Origin of the sequence: Stieleria magnilauensis (assembly GCA_007753675.1) — a bacterium.
GTDB lineage: Bacteria > Planctomycetota > Planctomycetia > Pirellulales > Pirellulaceae > Stieleria > Stieleria magnilauensis.
Genome location: CP036432.1, coordinates 242,431 through 263,804, shown reverse-complemented (window position 1 = coordinate 263,804; position 21,374 = coordinate 242,431). Strand labels below are relative to the sequence as shown.

Here is a 21,374-nt window from a genome sequence, read left to right as displayed (position 1 = left end):
CACAGCGTGACCTACAGGTCTCTTCAAGTGAGACGACGAAGTTCGTCACGCACAGCGTGACCTACTGGTCCGCCTGCCCTGCGTCAGTTCTACGTCTTGGCCAGCAACAACCCAAGAGGGTCGGGATCAGAAATCCGATTCCCGCGAACAATGCGGCTTTCCCGGTGGGAATGTCCTCGATCGGGGCATCGGGGGGCGTGGCCCGGGATACCGCGACGACCGAAGTGTCTCGCAAGCTTTCCGTTCGGATGGCGTCGAGTCGATCCACCAGTTTGTGAAGGACGTCACGTGCTCGATCCAGATCCGCTTGCGCAAACTGAAGCTGCGCGTTCATCCCACTCATCGTGGTGAGCTCGCGATGCACCGCGGCGTATCGCTCCGATAGGATTGCGTGAGAGACCTCTAGCCGATGTATTTTCTGGGCGGTTCGGGACAATTCAACCGTATCGTCGCGTTCAGCTGCACCCTCCGCCGTCGTGGCTGCTGTCTCGTCGTTTTGGCCGATCGCGGAGGAGTCGGCGTTGACTGGTTCAAGCTCGACTGGTTCAAGCTCGACCGCCTTCAAAACGGCAAGATCCACTTCGACATCCTCGATCTTCCGTTGCAAATGCATGGCCCGATCAGATTGGATGTCGCGAAGTGTCGGTCCCAGTGTGGACCCAACATACGCCGCCGGCTGTTCTCTTGCGATGCCAACGACCCGCTTCTCCAATTCTTCGACCTTTCGTTTGTAGTGCTCCACTTGTGGTTCAATCCACGAGGATAACTGCGACTCTCGGCGACGATCCAATTCGCTTCGACGGGCCAGGTACACGTCCGCGATCAAATTGCACACGTCGGATGCCGATTGTCGGTCCGTGTCGTTAAAGTGAATCAGCATCGTGTGGTCGCTACTTCCGCGGGCAACCGAGACATTCTGACGCAGCGTTTTCGCTGCGAGTTCGGCGTTGGACAACGTGGGAGACCGCTCGATCGCGGGATCGGCAAGTACCGGATCAAGAACTGTTTCGCTTACGACGAGTTCTTTTTCTCGGTCGGCCAAGACCCCCGAAATCAGTGCCTGCTCCGCTTGGACGAAACCGCTCGGGTTGGCGGAAAGCACCACGCTCGCTCGAAACCTCGGCGTGTAGGTTGCAACAACGGAGTAACCTCCAATCAGAGCGAAAAGAATGCCGAGTGGAACACTCCAACGCATTCGACCCGCAATGGTGGTGCGTGTGCGACCCTGTTCAGCCGCGCGTTCTGAATCGGCCGGTTCAAGTACGTTCGTCATGGTTGGACTCGTTGCGGATCCTGTGGCTTGGGGAAGTGAAGGAACGGGAGTCCTCAATGGGGGGCTCCGGACCCACATGCTAACCGAGCGTCGAGCACGGCGCAACGAGTTTGCAGAAAATCGGTTACGTTCTTGCTCGAGTGCGTGGGTTTTAACCACGCCGTAACGACGCGAACGCAGACCGACCGGAGGAAGTTGGGATGAGCTATCGGGATATCTTGTTCGAGACCAACGAGGGCGTGGCGACGATCACGATCAATCGGCCGGAGGTGTACAACGCGTTCCGCGCCGAGACCTGCGAAGAATTGATCGATGCGTTCAAACGAGCCGCCTGGGATGATGCGATCGGAGTGGTGGTGCTGACCGGAGCCGGTGGCAAGGCGTTTTCGACCGGCGGTGACCAATCCGCCCACGAAGGCCAATATCAAGGTCGCGGCACGATCGGATTGCCGCTGGAGGAGTTGCAAGCCGCCATCCGCGATGCTCCCAAACCGGTCATCGCCAGGGTGCAAGGCTATGCGATCGGCGGCGGCAACGTGTTGGCACTGCTGTGTGACCTGACCATTGCTGCCGAATCCGCCGTGTTCGGGCAAGTCGGCCCCCGTGTCGGTTCGGTCGACCCCGGTTTTGGGACCGCCTACATGGCACGCGTGATCGGCGAAAAACGCGCTCGGGAAATGTGGTTTCTGTGTCGCCAATACTCCGGTGCCGAAGCGGTCCGGATGGGCTTGGCGAACGTCGTCGTTCCGGACAGCGAGCTGGACAAAGAAGTCGAACAGTGGTGCCAGGAGATTTTGGAAAAAAGTCCCACGGCGCTGGCCATCGCCAAGTACTCCATGAACGCCGACAGCGCCCACATCAGCGGCCTTTCCGCGATGGGCTTGCAAACCGTCAAGCTGTTCTACGGCACCGAGGAATCGAAAGAAGGTGTGCAAGCCTTCAAGGAGAAACGCAAACCGGAGTTCGGGAAGTATCGAACTTAGCTGGAGATGCCAAACAACTGATAATCGTTTGGTCTCAGCCGGTTCGCGCGAGCCGGCTGTCGATTCAAGCCCGCATGCGTCAGCACGGGGCCACGCAGCGTTCCTCGCTCACGCGTCGCTCTAAGGTCTTCGCGCTCAATTCAGCGCATCGACTAAATCGACATCCCGCAAGCGTCCAGGCACCCCAACTGGTCTTCACTTTGCGGTATTGGGCATCAACCTGCGCTCGAGGTCGAACGTTGCTCTGTGTCGTATTGACGCGAGCGGTGCCGATTTGAACGCGGCTCGGGTATAATGGGTTTTCCGTCGGTTGTGATGAGATCCGCAGCCCAAGAGCGTCACGTCATCATCGACGCAGATTGGCAGGGGTTCCGCATCAGATGATCGAGGGCCGCAATCATGATGGCCAGCAACACCGTGCTCGTCGCAGAAACGCGTGACTCCCACGCGATACGATTCGGTACGCATTTCTGGGGCTTGGTGGGGATGTGGACCGCGGCAGCGGCGTGTTCGCTGGCTTGGAGTCTTCACGAACAGCGACAGAACATCTTTGAGATTGGCCGCAAGAACGCCGAGACCGCTTACGAGAAGGACTTGGTTTATCGCCGCTGGTTGGCGGATCATGGCGGTGTGTATGTTTGGGTGACCGGCGAAACCCGGCCAAACGTCTACCTCGCCGGCAGCTCGCGACGTGAAGTCAGCACGCCGCGCGGGACATTGACACTGATCAATCCGGCCACCGCGACGCGCCAGGTCTACGAGATGGAAGCGGAAGCGTATGGCGTCCGCAGCCATCTGACCAGTCTCAGGCCGATCAACCCCCTCAACGCGCCCGACCCTTGGGAAGCCGAAGCGCTTCGGTTGCTGGACGCCGGCGACACGGAGGTGTGCAGTTTGGAGCGACTGCCCGGCGGCAGCTACATTCGATTGATGCGGCCATTGGTGACCGAACAGACGTGCCTGGAGTGCCACGCCGAGCAGGGTTACCAAGTGGGAGACATCCGCGGAGGCATCAGTGTGTCGGTGCCCATGCAACCGCTCTGGGACGCGGGCACGAAGGAGACCATCGCGGTTTGCACCGGGCACGGTCTGCTCTGGGTGATCGGATTGACGGGAATCGCCACGGGCATGCGGCGCCATCGCCGAGCCGTCGAGAGCCGTCTGAACGCGGAAGAGGAATTGAGGGAAAAAGAGGTCCGCTTGACCACCTTCGCCGAACGCCACGCTCGTTTAAAAGCCGAACAAGAGAACTTGGAGAGCCAAGCGCAGCTTCGTTTGGCAGGGGCGATCCAACAGAGGTTGCTTCCCAGCGCGGTGCCCGTGATCCCCGGCTTTGAACTCGCCGGTTTATCGTATCCCGCGGAAGTCACCAGCGGCGACTTCTATGACTTTATCGAGATGCCGGACGGTTGTCTGGGAATCGTCGTTGCAGACGTGAGCGGTCATGGAACAGGACCGGCGTTGTTGGCGACGGAAACCTGCGCCTATCTGCGAGCGCTGGCGGAAACCTACTCGGACGTCGGTGAGATCTTGACGCGATTGAACAAGTTGTTGGCCCCGGACTTTGACGACGGCTACTTTGTGACGCTGGTTTTGGGTCGTTTTGATCCAGCGGACCGGTCGTTCGTCTACGCCGGTGCCGGACATCAAAGTCACTTGTTGGACGCCGACGGCCGAGTGACAACACTCGAGTCCACCGGCCTGCCGTTGGGCTTGGTCGACGACGCGGTGATCGAGACCTCGGCGCCGATCACGTTGCAACCGTCGCAACTGATTCTGCTGTTGACCGATGGCATTCCCGAAGCCGCAGGCGATGAAGATGAGCTTTACGGCATGAAGCGGGCGTTGGATTTGGTCAGGTCCAATCGCCGACGTCCGGCCGGCGAGATCATCGAAGCGCTGTGCCGCGACGCCAAGGCATTCTCGGCCCCTGATCCCCAGAACGACGACATGACGGCGGTCGTGCTGAAAGCGCTATCGACAGACCGACCACAATGACGTCACCGATGCGGGTGGTTGCATCGGTGATGCGTCACCGGCCAATTCACAGCCAATTCACAGCCAATTCACAGCCAATTCACAGCCAATTCACAGCCAATTCACAGCCAATTCACTGGCCGATTCACTGGGGCTGCAGTGCTTCGGTGTCGTGGGGTTGGCCGATCGCGTCGAGCAGGTCGCGGAACCAGGGCACGTCCTTGTTGAAGGGTTTGCCGCCGCGGATCCGTTCGAATTCGATCGCCCGCAGCTCGTCGCCGCGTTCCTCGTCTTCGCCGATCACACCGCCTTGGCCCGCCAGGGCACATTCGACGGCCTTGTCGGCACAACGCTTGATCAATGCCAAGTCTTCTTCATTGGCGGGTGCCGCGCGGCTGAAGTAACCGCTCTTTTGCACCAGCGTCTTTTCCGCGCCGATCATCTTGGCAAACTGCTCGCCGAACCACTTTCCGGGGTTCACGGCGTCCAGCTTGTAGTGGCCGAACGCATCCTTGGGCACTTCCTCGCCACGCGACTGCATTTCTTCCACGATCGTATCCACGCCGGCACCCTCGGAGATGAAGATGTTGACGCAATCGATGTCATCCATGATGGTGCGAAGGCGTGCGGCTTCTTGTTCCAGGTCGAAGTGCATTTCCGGGATATAAACGCCATGCACTTCATCTCGCTCGCGGCTGAGTCCGGCGTCGGGCAGGAATTCCATCTGATCGAGTAGCTTGCGATACTTGAGCGCCGTCGCGGCAGTCAGCCAGCCGCAATTGCGGCCCATCACTTCGTGCACGATCAACATCCGCGGATTGGCGTTTTGCTCGGCCACCACGTTTTCGAAGAACCTGGCGCCCTGTTCGGCGGCAGTCCACGCGCCCAGACTTTGCTTGATCGGGATCACGTCGTTGTCGACGGTTTTAGGAAGCCCGACGACCGTCAATTCGTAGCCGTTCTTTCTCAGAAACGCCGCGAGATCGGCAGCCGACGTGTTCGTGTCGTCACCCCCGATCGTGTGCAGCACGTCGACGCCGTCTTGCTTGAGTCGCTCCGCTGCGACTTCCAGCGGGTCCTGGCCTTCTTGGACCAGGCCTCGTTTGACGCAGTCCGCAACGTTGGTCAACTTGACGCGGCTGTTGCCGATCGGGCTGCCGCCGCGTTCGTGCAGCAGGGCCGCGTGGTCGCGAACGTTTTGGTTGACCACGAAGCTGTCGCCCAGCAGCAGACCTTTGTAGCCTGATCGGTAACAGACGATCTCCACGTCCGGAGCCGATTCGGTGTAACGCTCGATCAGGGCGCCGATGCCCGAAGAAAGGCAGGGCGCCAGTCCGCCTGCCGTCAGGATGCCTACCTTCTTAACTGTCATGGCTTGCTTCTCGGTTGGACCAATGAAAGGTTGCGCTGCGAAGCATTTTTTGGCGGCAGGGCGCGAGCCCTCCGGTGTTCTGGGAACGAGGACGAACCGGAGGGCTCGCGCCCTGCCGCAAAAACCTCGTCGAACACAGGAAATCAATGCTTCACCGCGTCAAATAAACGGGATTTGACCGGCCTCAGTTTAGGAAACTTCCCGGAAGGAGTCACGAGGGGGAGAACCACCTTCCACCCCACGCGAAAAAGCAGCGTCAACAAGGTGTCCGGGCGTCAACAAGGTGTCCGACACCTTTTTGGCAAAATGGGGCGCCCCCGCAACGCCCTAGTTTGCCAACAAGGTGTCGGACACGTTTTCGTCTTGGCGGGCGGCGAGTTGCTGTTGGCGGCGGCCGAGGCGGAAGGCGGCGTAGGTCCAGACCGCCATGATCGGCAGGGTCCACAGATTCAGCGTCGCGAATCCGAAGCCGGCGAGGTTGCGCAGTGACCCCAGCACTTGGCTAGAGATCGCGTCACCGCCGCGCAGCACCACCGTGTCGATGAAGCTCTTCGATTTGTATTTGTCTTTGCGGCTGACGACGGTAAACAGCACCTCGCGTGCCGGCACGGTGATTCCATAACCGGCCGCCCGTGTAACGACCATGGCCGTTGCAACGACGACCAGGCTGCCGTCGAACGACAGAACGGAAAACGAAATTAAATAGATCAGGGGCAGCACCATCAGCGAGACTCCGACCCCCAGTCGCCTTAGCATCCAACCGGACAACACCAGCTGCGCCGTCAGCGTCAACACCTGCGTCGCAAAGTCGATGTAGGCGAACAATTGTGTCTTGGATTGATCGTCCGGAACGCTCGCACCGACAATTTCTGCCTGTTGAAAATACAGCTGTGTCCCGGCCGCTTGAACAAAAAACAGGAACACGCAGATCGAGGCCAGATAGGAGGATTGAAGGACATGGGTCACGCCCTCCCAGAGCCCGCCGACGGTCGGCGTTTGGTCGGGATCACGCGGCGTGCGTTTCGGCGCGAAATGTGGATCGATCGCGACACGCTTCTCCAGCCGCCAAGCACACCACAGACCCGCCTGGAGCGTGACCATCGGGATCAGCAGCAAGCCGGCGGTGGAGAACTCGGTCGCAACCTGGCTGGTCAACAACGATCCTGTTACCGCACCCACGGTCCCGCCGGCGGCGATGCGACCGAACAGCCGTTTCCCTTGCTCGCTGCTAAACAGGTCTGCCAAGACGGACCAAAACACGCTGGTCGCAAACAAGCCGAAGACGTTGACCCAAATGAAGAACGTTCGGGCGGCCCACACGCGAACCCATTCGTCTCCGAAGCTGAGCGAGGCACTGAAGGCCAGCAACGACACGCTGAAAAAATGAAACACGACGCGGACCAACCAGCGTCGCGGCAGCCGATTGACGAGCGACGCATAGATCGGAACCGCAATCAGCATGGCGGCAAACGTCACCAGCATCAGCCCTTGCAGTTGCTTGGTGCCGCCGATCGCCCCCATCGTCTCGCGCACCGGGCGGACGACACTGTAGCTGAGCAACACGAAAAAGAACCAAGCCGCCGCCCAAATCGCGACGCGCTGCTCGGCTCGCCGCTGTGACTCGGCCGGCGGTTGAGAATCGAAACTGTCGGTCGGTCTATGAATCGCTTCGCCCGCTGGTCGCGTGGTCTGGCATGGTAGGCTGTTGAAGGTGCACCACCGGTAGCCAGAAAGTAACGAAACAGGCTCGTGTCGACAAGGAATCACGAAACTTTGGCGGCGACGCGACGAATACCCCTGGTAAACCTCGATTTCTGCGATCCATTTTCCAACTCTGTCTGCCCATGTGTCTTCAGCCCGTGTGTCTTCAGCCAATCGCACTTGATCCCGCCCCCGGTCCCGTCACCCAGCGTGTGGCTCAATGGATCGAAGCGGGGCGTCGGAGGGGCAAGTCCGTGGATTGCTTTGACTACATCCCCAGCAGCGCCGAATTGCTGCACGCCTACTTGCGCGTCATCCCGGGAAAGCGTTATTGCGAGTGGGGAAGTGGACCGGGGATTGGAACCGGCATCGCAGCGATGTTGGGTTTCCAGGCGACGGGCATCGAAATCAACCCCGAGTTGGCCCAGCGATCGGCTGAACTGTACCGACAGTTTGATCTGTCGGCCGAAACGATCAACGCCAGCTATCACGACGTCGTGGTACCGACCGACGTCGTGTTCGTCTATTGTTGGCCCGGGCAAGCGGTCGCGGTCCGAGAGAGATTCGTAACGGTGATGCCGCCGGGGACCTGGTTATTGATGGCCGAAGGTGCCGAACGCTTTTCGGCATTCTTGCGGGGTTACGAAGACGGGTAATCGATTCACACCAAGCGGTGCCCTAGAATCTAAAGCAGATCGACAACGAAATCCCTGATGACGTGCTTTCCAGCGGCAAGTCTCTGACGGCACGCATCGAAATCCTAACGACAGCACGATGGCAAAAGCCAATCAACGAGCCGGATGGCGCAAATCGAACAAACGCGTGGTCGCCGCAACGACGACGGAATTCGGTCATCGCGGGCGTGAAAGCCGCAAACTGTTGTTTCGCGTCAGCATGTTGTCCACCTTGGGCGTGCTGTTGTTGGCGTTGCTGGTTTATATGTTGCGTCGTTCGCCCGACCGCGATGTCCCGATGATCGTTTCGGTGGTCTCGCAATCGGGCGCGCGGGCGAACAATTCCGCCTTGTTCACCGCACCGAACCCCTTCGCGCTCGAAGACGTCGAATTGTTGTGGGCGTGGTTCGGCGGCGGCGTCAGCGATCCGTCTGAAAACGTCGTCGTGGTCGGCAATCCGAACGATGCGTCGGGCGTGATGGGCCACGAAACGAACCGGTTGATCACCGCGATCACCAAACCGTTGGCCAACGTTCAGCCGGGCGGCCCGGGCGGGGACATGATCGCGATCTATCTGAGCGCCCACGGGTTCGTCGACAAGGGAACGCCGTATCTGGCCGTCGGCGATAGTCGCGCCGATAGCGAAGACACTTGGATCCGCTTTCAGGACTTGTTCGACGAAATCGTCCGCACCTTGGATGAGCGTGGCAACGCTTCCAAAGACGTCAAGACGGTGATCTTCATCGATGCGGCGCGGGTCGGTCCGCAATGGGATTGGGGCCAATTTTCCGAATCGTTTTCCGAAGCCTGTCAGCGAGTGACCAGCAACACGTCGGACCGGATCGCCGTCGTGCTGTCGGCCAGCCCCGGGCAACGCAGTTGGTGGGATCCACGCAATGGCCACGGGCTGTTTACCAAAGCCCTTGTTGAAGCGCTGACCGGAAAAGGCGACCTGGATCAAGACCAGATGGTCACGGTGGGCGAGATCGCGGAGTACCTCAAACGCCAAGTCAATGAAGACGCCAAGGCGACTTGGGATGCCACGCAGACTCCGATGATCGTCGGTCAACAGGCGGTGGATTGGAATTTCATCAGCCAGCCGGGACCGCAACCCGCTCCGTCACTGCCGATCGTCGACCACGCTCAACTCCGCAGCGAGTTCGCCGAAGTCGACAAGCTGTGGCAGCGTCACAATCGACTAACCCGCATGACGCACCCGCCGTTGGCGTTCAACCCCTTGGGCTGGGCGACTCTGGAAAAGAAACTGGCGCGACTGGATGCGCTGCTGCTGTCCGGAAAAGGATACCGGGACCGGTTTGCCACGATCCGTTCAGGCTGCGAAAGTGATTTGGCGCAGTTCGAGCTTGGTCCCGACACGATGCCCGACACGAGTTCGCTGCCGGAACTGGCGCTGCGTGATTATTTTCGCGGTGCCGGTCACGAACTGGTTGACTTGAACGAGGACGAGCGGGCGGCGTTTCGTGAGATGGTCGACAATTGGCGAAAAAAGCCAGACGTCGCCGCTGCCGTTCAGGTCCCAATGAATGAGGCGCAAGCGATCCGGTTTCTACTGTCGTGGATCGAGGAAAAAAAGTATGACGCGGAATCACTGAGACTGGCGTCAGAGTTGCTCGAACGCGCCAACCTGGTGACCGGCGCGCAGCCGGCGGCGCTGATCGAATCTCAACTGACGCGGCTTTGCTCGGCGCCCGACCTGGCGCACTTGGAACCGCAAACCGTTGCGACGCTGTTTGATTCCCAAAACGTCAGCCGTCAAACCCTGTGCAGCGATGACCTGCGGGCGTCGTTTTGGATTCGAAAACGGTTCCATGATCTGCAACAGCAACGACTGGCGTGCGTCGACCGAATGTTGTCGCGCAATGGTGGCGAACAGGGGATTGGCCGCAGCCGTTGGCGCGAAGTCGGCGGCGGGTTCGAATCGCTTGCACAATCGGCATCGGAAATCTCGCAAGCGTATAAACTGCGCGACCAGATGTTGCATTCCATCCCACGCATCGCCGAGACGTTGATGAGTGACATGGAGGCGTTCGACTATCAAGAACAGTTTCCCGATAGCCAAACGCGTGCGATCGTCGGACGCGCGATCGATAGCCTCGGCGCACTCGTCTCCAGTTTGCAGCTCCCGCAAGACGACGACAACCAACCGATCGCAGCGCGAGAGCCACAGATTCAGGCGGCCCGTTTGACGGCGCAAAAGGCATACGACGCACTGACCGATCGGATCATCGATCGATTGAATCTGGCGACCAAGGAAAAAGCCGGTGATGCCAAGGGTTTGCGTCAAAACTTCGCGTTGCTGGCCGGGTCGGGCACCGACAGGGCGGAATTGCGGCAACGCGTTCACACGCGGCTGTGTGATCTGATTGCCGATGTCAGCGCCGGGGTCGGAACCGTCAAGAGTAATCAACCGGGTCGGGAGGCTACTGAGACGGTGACGACGACGCTGGATCTGATGGCGATCGGACGCAAACACGTTTGGGACCATTGGTTGAGCGTGACCGGCGACCCGGCGCTGCTGGGCGCCACGCCCCCGCCGACCGACGGCGATGCCCCGGCACCAAACTTGGTCGAGTTGTTTCAAGCCACTGGTGTCAATTTCCGCAAACAGGTGGCTCAGCTCGCCGGGGGACGTTTGGGCGAGCGAACGATGGCCGACGACGTGATTCAAGATCCGGTCCAACGCTCCGAAGAAAAGGCGTCGTTGGAGACCACGCGTCGCAAGATCGAGGGCTGGGACACCTACCTGCGCGCTCGGACGATCCTGTTCACGTACGCTCCCCCGGAAGTCGAAAAGATCGGCAAGGGACGTTTCGCCATCGACCAGCAATTGTTCCTGTTCGACCATGCCTCGCGGACGATGGATGAATATTGGTGTGGTGCACGCGAGGGCGATCAACCGTTCTTCGTCGATGCCGCCAATCGATTGCTTCAATCACGCAATCAGAATCCGCTGTTTCCGACGATCAAACTGAATTTGGACGGTGTGGACTTGAGTGCCCGCTTGGCTTCGTCCGCTGCGGCCGCCGTCGCAAAGCAATCCTTGCAGCCCCAGCCTGCGGAAGACTTTCGCGTGGGCACCTTGTTGAAATTTGTGCTTGGACAGGAGGTGCGGTTTGTGCTGGACCGACCGGCTTCCATTCCCGTCGGGTACGCCTCGATCTGGTCCAGGCTGGGCGATCAGTCCAAGACGGTGTTGTTGGAGCCGCCCGCCGGGGCGCCCTCGGAGCCGTCCAACGCAGCGGCCATTACGGTCCCGATGTCTGTCCCCGCGGACACCGCGGCGGATGAAGCATCGATCGTCACCGGCGTGTTTTTCCGCGGTATGCGACGAACCGGACGCATCGCCTTCAAAACGCTGACCGGCGGAACGCGGATGGTGTTTCGGCTACCCAACTATGCCGAGCCGGCGGCCCGAGTCGTCCGCCGCCAGAAAGAACCCGAGCGGTTGTTGCTGGTGATGGATTGTTCGCGATCGATGGGCATCGGTACCAATGCCGGGTTACCGCGTTTGGAGGTGGCGAAGACCGCCGTCACCGGATTCCTAAACGGACTGACGCCGGATGTGGAAGTCGGGTTGATCGTTTTCGGTGATCAATTCGGATTCAAAGAGACGGTGATCAATCCGTTGACCGGCAAGCAGAGTCGTGACGGCAAGACAAAGATCTGGCCGGTCGAAGTCAACGGGCAGTATAAATTTCGGGTCGAGCAACTTGTCCAGGGGCAAGTCATCGACGCCGGTCATGTCGCCGGAAACGAAGAGATCGCCAGCAATCCGAACTTTGACGTTCGCGTCGCCGCACCGATCAAGGCGCTCGACGCCCGCCAAGTCCGTGACCTGAGAAACAAGATCTCAAACCTCGGTGCGATCGGTACTACGCCGACCTATCGAGCGATCGTCGAAGCCTACAAGCAACTCGAACGCCGCCGCGGCCACATCATCGTGCTGACCGATGGGTTGCCCGCGACGGTGCACACCGAAGGCATCAACGTCGACGATTTGAGTGATCAGGCACAAGCCCTGTACGCCAAGAATAAGAATACGATCAAACTGACCTTCGTCCGTTACCTGATCAACGCCAAGAAACTCGAGAGCGAATTCCGGGGGGCAAAGTTTCTTGATGCGGCCGACGGCAAGGCGCTGTTGCGGCACCTGCAAAACATCCGCTCCAAACCGGAAGTCTATTGGCAGCGGAATCGCGAAGAAGCGAGCATCAAAGCCGACTTCGATTCGATCGTCTCCATTTCGCAGTGGCCGCCGACCGGTGTCGCGACCCCGAGCGGCCATCCGGTCTTGCCCGCTGAGAATTTCTCCATCCGGGCGATCCTGCCCGATGACAGCGAACCGGTCGACGAATCGACGGAGGTCCGCGTCGAAGGCGGCGAGCAGTTCGAGTTGATTTTGGCGGACAAGCAGCTGACGCACCAACCCTATAATTTCCAGTTCAGTCCGTTCAGCAAGATCGCGACGGAGTTATCCGATTCCAGCCGTTTCCAAGTTCGCGCCGGCGCGATGAGCAGGCGGGTCGACCGGCAGTTGACGATTCAGCTGGCGATCGAAAGTGCCAGTGGTGACCAGGGGAATGGGAAATTCACGCCGCGGCCGTCGGATATCTGGGTCGAACTGACGGGGATTGATAGTCGTGCGGCAAGCGGCGGACGCCAAGAGACGTACTCGTTCAGTCTGCCCGAGTTTCTGGAGCGTCAACCGATTCCGGTTCTGCTCTGCCGCATCGATGATTTTGATGCCCGGTATGACCAGGTCGCCGTCAAAGCGTGGTTGCGGTTTGGCGATCAACGTCTCGCCGGTACCCCGATTCCGATGGACCGGCCGAATCTGATCACGCTGGACGACCTGCCCGGCGTCTCGTTTCGAACCCAACGGGAACTCAATTCCGGAGGCGGAATTCGCGTCACGGTCACCGAGCAATACAGCGACGAACGTGAACCGAACAGCATCCGAGTCCTGCCGTCGCCGCTTCCCGACGAGGCCTCGACGGTCGTCTATCGAGACAAACGGGTCGTCACGCGCACCTTTGACTTTGCCAACGCCGAAGTATCGGTGTCGCTCAGTGCGATCGCCGCCGGCGAGATCCAGAAACAGAGCACGCTGGCGGCCAAAGGGGCCGTCCCGATCGACTTCGATAGCCGCTAATAGTCGACTTCGATACCGAAGTACGGCGTGATGCCGGGCGACAGCACGACGGTTTGCCCGTACGGGGACTGCGGTAGCTGTTGGGCGGGAAGTCGCAAGTTCAGGTGTTCGTAGTAGTTGTTGTCAAACAAGTTTTCGACACCCATGGTGATGTTCACGTTGTTCGTCGGGCGGATGTAACCGCGAAGATAGCTCGTCGTGAACCCCGGCGTTGCCGTCTCCAACTCCACCACACCGGTCGCCGGAGGCACGGTGCGAAGTGTCGCCAATCGGTCCTGATTGTCGACCATTCGCAAGCCCCATTCGACACCCCATGCATTTTCCGGTCGGGTGTCGGTCAGTCGCAGACCTAAACGTCCCTCCAGCGGATTGATGCCCGACAAGGGCTGGTTGATCTCGCGGTCGCGTCCGTCCAGGTACGCCAGCGTTCCAAACACCTGCCAGCCGTCGACCAGATCGGCTTCGCAATAGTACTCGAAACCAGTCAGCGTTGCGTATTCGGTGTTGATCGCCCGCAGCAATTGAGCCCCGGTCGGATCGCTCACTTCGTTGGCTTGGTAGGTGACATAGTCGACGATCCAGCTGTGGAAACCGCTCAGGCGGGCACGCAGATAGTCGTATTCCATGTTGACACGAGCGTCGACTTGCCAGTTGCGTTCTTTGCTCAGCGTCGGGTCACCGATGATGCGGCTGAATCCGTTTTGGATGATCGCCAAGAACAGTCCGTCGCTGTAGCGCTGTTCCAGGTTCGGCAGGCGTTCGGCATAGCCGAAACCGATACGAGCCTTCCACGCCGGTGCCAGATCGATGTCGTTGGTGAGAAAGAACGCGCTCAGCACGTCGGAGACGTCCAAGTCACTGTTGATCGCCCCCGTTCCCAAGTCGCGGAAATTTGATCGGCCCAGATCCACATCACGCGGATCCGCTTCGGTCTGGGCGAACGAGATGCGTGCCCCGACGGCCGTTTGCAAGAACGGTTTGGGTTTGAAGGAATACTCGGTGTAGATGCCGGGTTCAAACAGTTCGGCAGCGGGCAGTCCGGTATTGAAACCGAGCAAGGGGTTACCACTCAGGTCATCGAAATCGGACAGGTCAAAGGATTCGTCGATCTCTTGGCGAACGTATCGCAAGTCAAATCCGGCACCCAGCGTCGTGTCGCGGTCGATCTCCTGCGTCACGCCCGCTCGCATCCCGGCGCTGATCAGGTCACCATTGACGGTTCCGAAAAATTCCTGGCCGGGAGCCGCGATGGTCGGAGTCGTCGGGGGGCCCGTGTTGTGGACGCCGACCGCGGCCAGGGCGTCATCGACTCGCTGCAGGACCGGGAAATTGGCCCGGCGTTTACTGCCGTTGCTCGTGTCGCCGTTGAACTCGGTGTAGTTCACCCAACTGTCGACACGATAGGCGAACCCGGCGCGGTCGTCCCGGTGAATCAAACTGTGGGTCAGCCCGTCGCTTTTCAAGTCGTCAACGTCGAAGAACTGGCCGGCGTATTCGGTGTTGTCCTGATCGATGTGCGTGTAGCGAAGCTCGCTGCGGGTCTGGTCGTCGATGTCGTAACCGATTCCGGTGAACAGGTTGAAGGCATCGTAGCTGGACGGAACCAACAGCCCGTCGCCGGCCGCGTAATCGCTACCCTTTCGATAACCGACGTTGGCAAAGTAGCCCAAGCTTTCTCCACCACCGAACAAGGTCATCGTGTTGTAGGTTTGGCCGCCATTGGTGCGGACATTCGTGCCCAAGCGGATGTGGTTTTCCCAGCCGCAGTTGTATCGCGGTGCGGGAATCGTATCGACGTTTAAGAACGAGAACCCACTGCCGTAGCGCACCGTGTAAGGGCCGCTGTAGACCTGAACGTTTCCGATCAAGGATTGGTCGATCTTGGAAAACACACCGTCCAAGTCGCTACGAACGGGAAACTGGTAGGATCCATCATGCGCGGTGTAGATCTGGCCGTTGTAGAAACCACGGATCCGCGGATCGAAACCCACCTGGCTGCGCTGGCGTGCGCGAACCGTTTGGGTCGTCGGGTTGTTGACCAGGGTTTCACCCATGTCGGGCGTGGCGGTCAAGTTAAAGGTCTGTGCGGTCACGATGTCGACGGCCGGTGCCTCGTTCAGTCCCACCTCGCTGGTACCTTGAACCTGTTCCAAGTCCTCGATAAAGCTGGTCGAATCGACCAACGAAGAGGTGTCGGTGCTCAGTGCCGGCCGGCTGATCAGGCTCCAATCGCCGAAACCGAAGTCTTCGGAGAGTTCGCCGGTGTCGAACGATTCCAGTCCGCCCGAGGGGCCTGCGTCGATCGGCTGAATCCCCTGCTGTCCGACGGTCGCGCTGGGGCTGCCGAACAGGTCTTCCTCTTCGAATTGAGCCGGTATCACGCCGGTGCCGACGAGCCGTTCCAGGTCTTCGGCGATGCGAAGGAGCCGGAACTCGGGCTCACTGGCTGCAGGCTCACTGGGTGCGGGCTCGCTGGCTGCAGGCTGACTGACTGCGGGTTCATTGACCTGCGGATCTTCGGCCTTCACAGCGGGCATGGAGATTAACGCCACGATCGCCAGCGGTAGCAGGCTTCCTTGCCTTGTTCGAAACATTGCTTTCCCTGTCAACTATCAGTTTAGGTGGGAGACCGATCGACCCTGACGCTTCATCCGTGAACCGTCCGCGCAACCCGTTATCAGGGGTAGATCGACGGCCACCCCCGAATGCCTAAAGCAAATGTTGGGCAAAGATGCGAAACTACCCAGGGCTCCTATTTTGACAGAGGGTCAGTTTGGCGGATTTTTTAGCTCGTTGACCATTTTGATCGCATCGTCGACGATCGATTCATAACGTCGGTTGCCGGCCTTTTGGAAACTGATTTTCAGGAAGTCGAGGCAGCGGATGACTTGCTCGTGTTTCCCATCGGCCAGTGCCTGACTCGCACTGCGTTGGCTTTGCTGGATTTTCAAGGCGTCTTGGCCTGCGATTTCGCTGACCCAGTAATTGAGCGAATAAAGCACCGTCAGGCACAAATTGTTAGTGATGTAGTCCTGGTCTTCGACATAAGCAGGCGGCTGGGGGATCGTGTCGGAGACCGCGGCAAGATCGCAGGCGAAGCGGAAGATGGTATCGGCATCGCGATTCCGTGCGGCGGTGTCACCCTGCAGAAAGACCTGGGACAGTTGTCGGTAGCTGCCGCCTTGATCGCGATCGAGTCGCGCGTCGAGTTCTCGGGGACCGATCGACAGATCATCGGGTTTGCTAGCGGTTTTGCGTGGGACGCTGGGAATCAGTTCGGTCAGTTGTTCGCGGACACAGCGCGTCGCGATCTTAGCCAATTCATACGTCGCATCATCGCCCTCGCTGAGGGCCGGTTGCTTCTCGCTGCGATCCAGAATTCTCAGCGGGACGGTGAACAGTTCCTTGTCAGGGCAATTTCGGAAGAATGCGATGTCCGACAGCAGCCCCATTCGCATGATCACGTCGACGGTGTCCCCGCGCCCGTCCAAGATCCGCAAGCACTCGATCGCTTCGGCCAGCCGATTGCTTTTGGCCATCACCCAGGCACATTTGCGAGCCAGATCGCTGCGAATACTCAGATGCACCAGATCGTCGCCGACCAACGGGACGGCGGCGAGGGAGAATTGCAGTGCGTCGTTCTGGTTGCCACGTTCCCATTCAACATTGATTTTCCAAACGTACCACTCGGCCGCCTTGTTCGCTTCGACGTCGTTCAGATTGGCGATGTCCGCGGGGCGTGCGCCGAGCGATTTGGATGCGTCGGCGAGCGCGTTGTCTTTGGCACTGCCGTCCAACGTCAGCGCCCAGCGGTATTCACAACGTCCCAGCGAGAATCGTGTTTTCAGGTCTTGATCGTTCTTGTTCTTGGCCTCGGTGAAGGCGGCGATGGCGAGCCGGAAGTGCTCCTCGCGTTGCTTGACCGTTGCCTGGTCGTCTGCGATGGAGCAATAGTGGGCGATGTCTTCGCAAACATTTCCCTTGGTGATGTAGGCAGATACGATCGGGCAGTGGACGTCATCGCCCCATTGTTCGTCGTACAACTCCAACGCCCGGTCGGCTCGGGTCAACGAGGGCTGCAGAAGCCGCAATTTGTCTGGGATTGATTTTTGCAGGAACGCCAATCGGACTCCCAGGTCGGCACTCTTGGCGAAGACTTCATAGAGGAGCCGTCGTTGGTAGGGTTGATCTGCGTCGACCTGTGTGGGGGTCTGACTGAGGACGGATTCGGCGGCGTCGTGGGCTTGGCGGAGAAAGCCGCCGCGTTCCTCCCGTGTCGCGCTGGCGTTGGCCAATCGTTCAAAGCCTTCGCTGCGGAGGAATTGGATGACGTCCTCGGCCTTGCCCGATCGGGAGAGCGTGTCGGCCAGCGTCAGCAACTGGTTTCCATCGCAACTGCGGATATCGACCGCAGCCATGGCAACCTCGATCAGGTATTGACGTGTTTCGACATCGGCCAACGTTGCGTCCTGGGCTGCGATGGCGGAGATCGCGACCTGTTGACGACGAAACAGATCTTGATCCTGAAATTCCGACCGTGTCAGCGGATCCGTGTAGGCGACCGCGGCAAGTTGACAGAGTTTGGTGACCTCGTCCTTCGGCCATTGAAATTCGGGTTGGAAGCCCGACGGCAGCAACTGGTTGTCGTTGAATCGCAACGCTTCGTCGACGACATCGGTGATTGTCGGCAGCACCACCATTCGAATCAACACCCCTTTGGGATTCGATTGCAATGTCCGTGGGCCGAAACGCTCTCGACCGAATCGTTCAAGCAACGCGCGCGTGGGGCGAATGAGCAGGCGGAGGGCCACCTCGCTTTTTGCTTTCGTGTCCCCGGTCTGTTCCCATCGCTCCAGCCCGATCCGATGCACCGCTCTGAGCAATTGTGTTGACAGTTCCGCTGTCGTTTCCGGGCTGCCCAAGCGGTCGTTGATCAGTCGCGGGATGACGATCGTGGACGCGCCAGCGGCGCCGCTCGCCACCGATTGAAGAAACAGTTCGTTTTCCAGCACCGTGGGCAAACCCTGATCGGTCGAGCGCACCAAGGTCTCGGCGAGGTCCAAGTACGACCGGGCGCGACTGACGTCGGAGGCGTTTGCGGATCCTTCGGAATAACGCAGTGACGTGATTTCCTCGTCGGCAATCTCCGAGGTCGCGATGGCTTGGCGGACGAACATCTCGGTTCCCTTGTACAGCCGTGTCGGCCCGAGGGATTGGATCGATTCCCGTGCCGTCGTGGCCAATTGCTCGCCAAGTGGACCGAGGTCTTGGTTCTGCAGACAGGCGGCACAGGCCAACAAATAGTTGGCGTAGCCGTTGGAGATCTGTTCCAAGTATCCGGGGCCGGACGACGTGAGCACTTGGTTGGCCGCGGCAACGACCGCCTGGTCGGCCGAGGAGGCCGCGATTTGTTGCTCCATTCGGATCGCGGCGGCCAGCACGGCTGACTGCGGCGAGCCATCAAGCAGACTCAACCATCCATCGAGGTCCAAGTCGGCTCGGCCGGCAGGATCGGAGATCAGTTCGGGGCTTTCACGAAGCAGGGAGATCGCGGCGGCCGACAAAAACGCTTCCGGCACCTGCGTGTCAAGTTCGCGCTCAATCCAGCGGGCGGACTTGATTTGCGTGTAGAAACGCGTTGCCGATCGATCGGGATTGTCGAGGATGCGTTGGCCCGTCGAACGCATGAAGCTGGCCAACAAAGGCTGGGCCCGCATCTCACGCAACTCGATGGGCGAGATGTCGGCACTGGTGATCGACGTCAGCGTCCGTTCCAACGCTTGGTCGTCGGAGCGATGTTGCGCCATGGCGCCGACGACAGCCAAGACCGCTTTCTGTTCGGTGTTGATCGAAGTCGCAAGCCGCAATTCTGTGAGCAGACGATCCACCTCGCTCCAGTCAGATTGTTGGACCGCATTGCGAAGTTCGGCGAACTGCTTCTCGGTTCTCAAGTCAGGGAATCCGTCCAGCACACGTTGCTTGGTTTGCTGGCTGATCGTCGCATCGGATGCGACGGTTTCGGTGACGGCGGGTTCGACCGCCACGGTGAACGTCTCGCGGATTTCCGACCAACGTTGTGAGTACAACGGGTAGGGCCCGAATTGGCGAACCACCGATTCCGCACGGATCAGATCATTGAGTCGCGACTCTTCTAGCCAAGCCTCGGCCGGCCAGGTCTTGATCTCTTGTGTCGGCATGGTCGCCAGCACCGGCAGCAGCGACGCGAGCGTCAAATCGATCGACTGCTGCGCGAAATCACCGGGGCGCTGCTCGAGCGACTGCCGCAGCGATTGCAGATGCTGCGGCAACGTCTGGCGAAGCGCCTGCAATCGATCGGGCAACGGGCGTGTGCCGAGCAACAGGTCGAACCGGATCGCGGCGGCATGATAGAGCGAGAGGTATTCGGCGCAGGCGTTACTCAGCATCTCGTCGTCGGACGATTGCCAACGTTGCAATCCCAGCCAGATCGGCGACTCGGGTTTCTCGGGTTCGATCACGAGTTCGTCCAAACAACTCGTCAACGAATTAATTTCCTTTTGCGCGATCGCCAAACCCGGTCGTTCTTCATACTGCTTCAACGCCGCGTGGATCTTGTTGATCAATCGGGCGGCCGCATCGGCGAATAACGCATCGGCCTTCGCTTTTAATTCCCCTTCGGATTGCGCGCCGATTTCCGCCGACCGGCTCATCACCTCGGTCAGCGTGACGTGAGACTCCTCAAGCAACAACGGTTCGGTGCGTTCATAGCTCGCCCTGACTTCTTGCAGATCTTTCGCCACTTCGATGGCGCTGCGACGGAAGACAGAATTAAAACTTTCCGGATGGGCGACACTCCAGATTCCGATTCCGATTCCCACGGCTGCCAACAACACGGCGACAGCAGAGATGATTCGACCGATCGTGATGCCGCCGCTTTTTTCGACACCCGATGCGACAGCCATCGCGTTGATGAATTCGGTGCACGATCCGTATCGCTCGCTGGGCACCCGGCGGAGTGCTTTTTGCAACACCTTGCGTTCGGCAGGGGTGAGCGCGTCGAGATTGAGCTTTCCGGTCGACTTGGCCACCAACATGCTGGCGTGCGTGGTGATGTCAAACGGCAGCAGACCGGTTCGCAGCTCGTAATACGTCACCGCCAGCGAATACTGATCGACCTGCCGACTGTACCCTTCGTTGTGCAGCACCTCCGGTGGTGCGTAGGCGGGTGTCGCAAAGGCTTGTTGCGTTTGACGCATGTCGCCTTCCATCTGTTTGGCGAGCCCGAAGTCACACACTTGGGCTTCACCACCGACCAGCAAGATATTCTGGGGCTTGATGTCACAGTGGTAGATCTGGTGCTCTTGATTGAGCAGATCGATCGCACTGGCCGACGCACGGAGGTAACGAATCGTTTCGGCGGCGTCCAATCCATACGGCGTGTCGTGGGCGTCGGGGGAAAGCCCAGCTTCCTGACGCACGAATTTCAGCCGATCGTAAAGGGTGCAATCACCGAGCCCCATGACGACGATCAATTGCTCGGCGGTGACCTTCGGTTTGGCAGGCTGTCCCTGGGAGCCATGGTCGGCCGCGCCTGGGCCGCCAGCGGCTGGGCCGCCAGCACCTGTTCCGCCGGTCCCCGCGCCGGCCGCGGAATAGGGCATCCCGGCGCCGATCGCCATCGTGCCGCCCATTTCGGCGACGTTGCCGCTGTCGGCCGCCGCGGCGGGAGACCCCGCGGCGGGACTCGGAGGCATGCCGACTCCGGCGGCACTGACCGAATCAAACGTCAGGTCTTCGGTTTCGCCGTCGGCCAACACGCGGCCGTCGGCGTCTTTTGTCCAAAACCCAAACAGGGGGCAGAGGTTCGGGTGGTGCACATCCCGAATCGTCTTGAGTGCCTTGAGCTCCTTGCGACCGCCCAAATCCTTCAAGTTCCGAACCACCTTCAAAGCGACCTTGATCCCGCCGGCAGCCTGAGCCTGCCACACATCGCCCGCCATTCCGCTGCCGAGGGGGGCGATCAAGGTGTAACCCGGAACAACTTCCATACCGGGATGGAATTCGACGGGAGGGGCATTGCTCATTAGAGGGCATGGCTCATTGGAGGGGGTCATGTCCGGCGGGTAGATCGAATCGGGGGGCCAACCCTGTGATACCAGCTTAACGTGTGCTTTCAAGCGCTGTTTTGCGTCCCCCAACCTGACAATTGATTTTAAGCGTTTGCAGGGATTTAGCAGCTGAG

Annotated in this window: 9 protein-coding genes; 4 read left to right on the top strand and 5 right to left on the bottom strand. The window is 59.7% G+C overall.

Annotated elements, in window-relative coordinates; genetic code table 11:
- Window positions 1–61: 61 nt before the first annotated feature.
- A complete protein-coding gene (locus TBK1r_RS01015; protein WP_145207120.1) occupies window positions 62–1,273 on the bottom strand; it encodes a GumC domain-containing protein in 1,212 nt (403 codons plus the stop codon).
- Between the two features lie 200 nt (window positions 1,274–1,473).
- On the opposite strand from TBK1r_RS01015, the gene TBK1r_RS01010 reads away from it, so the two are divergent.
- The gene (locus TBK1r_RS01010; protein ID WP_145207119.1) at window positions 1,474–2,256 is read left to right on the top strand and encodes an enoyl-CoA hydratase-related protein; all 783 of its coding nucleotides are present in this window, start codon (window positions 1,474–1,476) and stop codon (window positions 2,254–2,256) included.
- Between the two features lie 399 nt (window positions 2,257–2,655).
- Window positions 2,656–4,254, top strand: coding sequence for a PP2C family protein-serine/threonine phosphatase (locus TBK1r_RS01005; protein ID WP_145207118.1), 1,599 nt, complete (start codon window positions 2,656–2,658; stop codon window positions 4,252–4,254).
- A 124-nt stretch (window positions 4,255–4,378) separates the two neighbouring features.
- Here TBK1r_RS01005 and TBK1r_RS01000 read toward each other — a convergent pair whose 3' ends face one another.
- Both TBK1r_RS01000 and TBK1r_RS00995 read right to left on the bottom strand, forming a co-directional pair.
- Complete coding sequence (locus TBK1r_RS01000; protein WP_145207117.1) at window positions 4,379–5,605, bottom strand: pyrophosphate--fructose-6-phosphate 1-phosphotransferase; 1,227 nt, start codon at window positions 5,603–5,605, stop codon at window positions 4,379–4,381.
- 327 nt (window positions 5,606–5,932) lie between these two features.
- A complete protein-coding gene (locus TBK1r_RS00995) occupies window positions 5,933–7,372 on the bottom strand; it encodes an NTP/NDP exchange transporter (RefSeq protein WP_419580832.1) in 1,440 nt (479 codons plus the stop codon).
- Between the two features lie 188 nt (window positions 7,373–7,560).
- On the opposite strand from TBK1r_RS00995, the gene TBK1r_RS00990 reads away from it, so the two are divergent.
- Entirely contained in the window at window positions 7,561–7,962 is a 402-nt protein-coding gene (locus TBK1r_RS00990) for a class I SAM-dependent methyltransferase (protein WP_145207116.1), read from the top strand.
- 118 nt (window positions 7,963–8,080) lie between these two features.
- Complete coding sequence (locus TBK1r_RS00985; RefSeq protein WP_145207115.1) at window positions 8,081–13,153, top strand: caspase family protein; 5,073 nt, start codon at window positions 8,081–8,083, stop codon at window positions 13,151–13,153.
- Here TBK1r_RS00985 and TBK1r_RS00980 read toward each other — a convergent pair.
- Together TBK1r_RS00980 and TBK1r_RS00975 are read right to left on the bottom strand one after the other, a co-directional pair.
- Window positions 13,150–15,690 (bottom strand): TonB-dependent receptor, encoded by a 2,541-nt coding sequence (locus tag TBK1r_RS00980; protein WP_419580831.1) that lies wholly within the window; start codon window positions 15,688–15,690, stop codon window positions 13,150–13,152. The genes TBK1r_RS00985 and TBK1r_RS00980 overlap by 4 nt on opposite strands.
- A gap of 231 nt (window positions 15,691–15,921) precedes the next feature.
- A complete protein-coding gene (locus TBK1r_RS00975; protein ID WP_145207113.1) occupies window positions 15,922–21,216 on the bottom strand; it encodes a protein kinase domain-containing protein in 5,295 nt (1,764 codons plus the stop codon).
- Between the last annotated feature and the right edge of the window lie 158 nt (window positions 21,217–21,374).

Excerpts from the sequence above, each read along its gene's own strand:
- TBK1r_RS01005 (WP_145207118.1), top strand. The coding sequence starts at position 2,656 with ATGATGGCCAGCAACACCGTGCTCGTCGCAGAAACGCGTGACTCCCAC.
- TBK1r_RS00975 (WP_145207113.1), bottom strand. The coding sequence starts at position 21,216 with ATGAGCAATGCCCCTCCCGTCGAATTCCATCCCGGTATGGAAGTTGTT.
- TBK1r_RS00985 (WP_145207115.1), top strand. The coding sequence starts at position 8,081 with ATGGCAAAAGCCAATCAACGAGCCGGATGGCGCAAATCGAACAAACGC.
- TBK1r_RS01000 (WP_145207117.1), bottom strand. The coding sequence starts at position 5,605 with ATGACAGTTAAGAAGGTAGGCATCCTGACGGCAGGCGGACTGGCGCCC.
- TBK1r_RS01010 (WP_145207119.1), top strand. The coding sequence starts at position 1,474 with ATGAGCTATCGGGATATCTTGTTCGAGACCAACGAGGGCGTGGCGACG.
- TBK1r_RS01015 (WP_145207120.1), bottom strand. The coding sequence starts at position 1,273 with ATGACGAACGTACTTGAACCGGCCGATTCAGAACGCGCGGCTGAACAG.
- TBK1r_RS00980 (WP_419580831.1), bottom strand. The coding sequence starts at position 15,690 with ATGCCCGCTGTGAAGGCCGAAGATCCGCAGGTCAATGAACCCGCAGTC.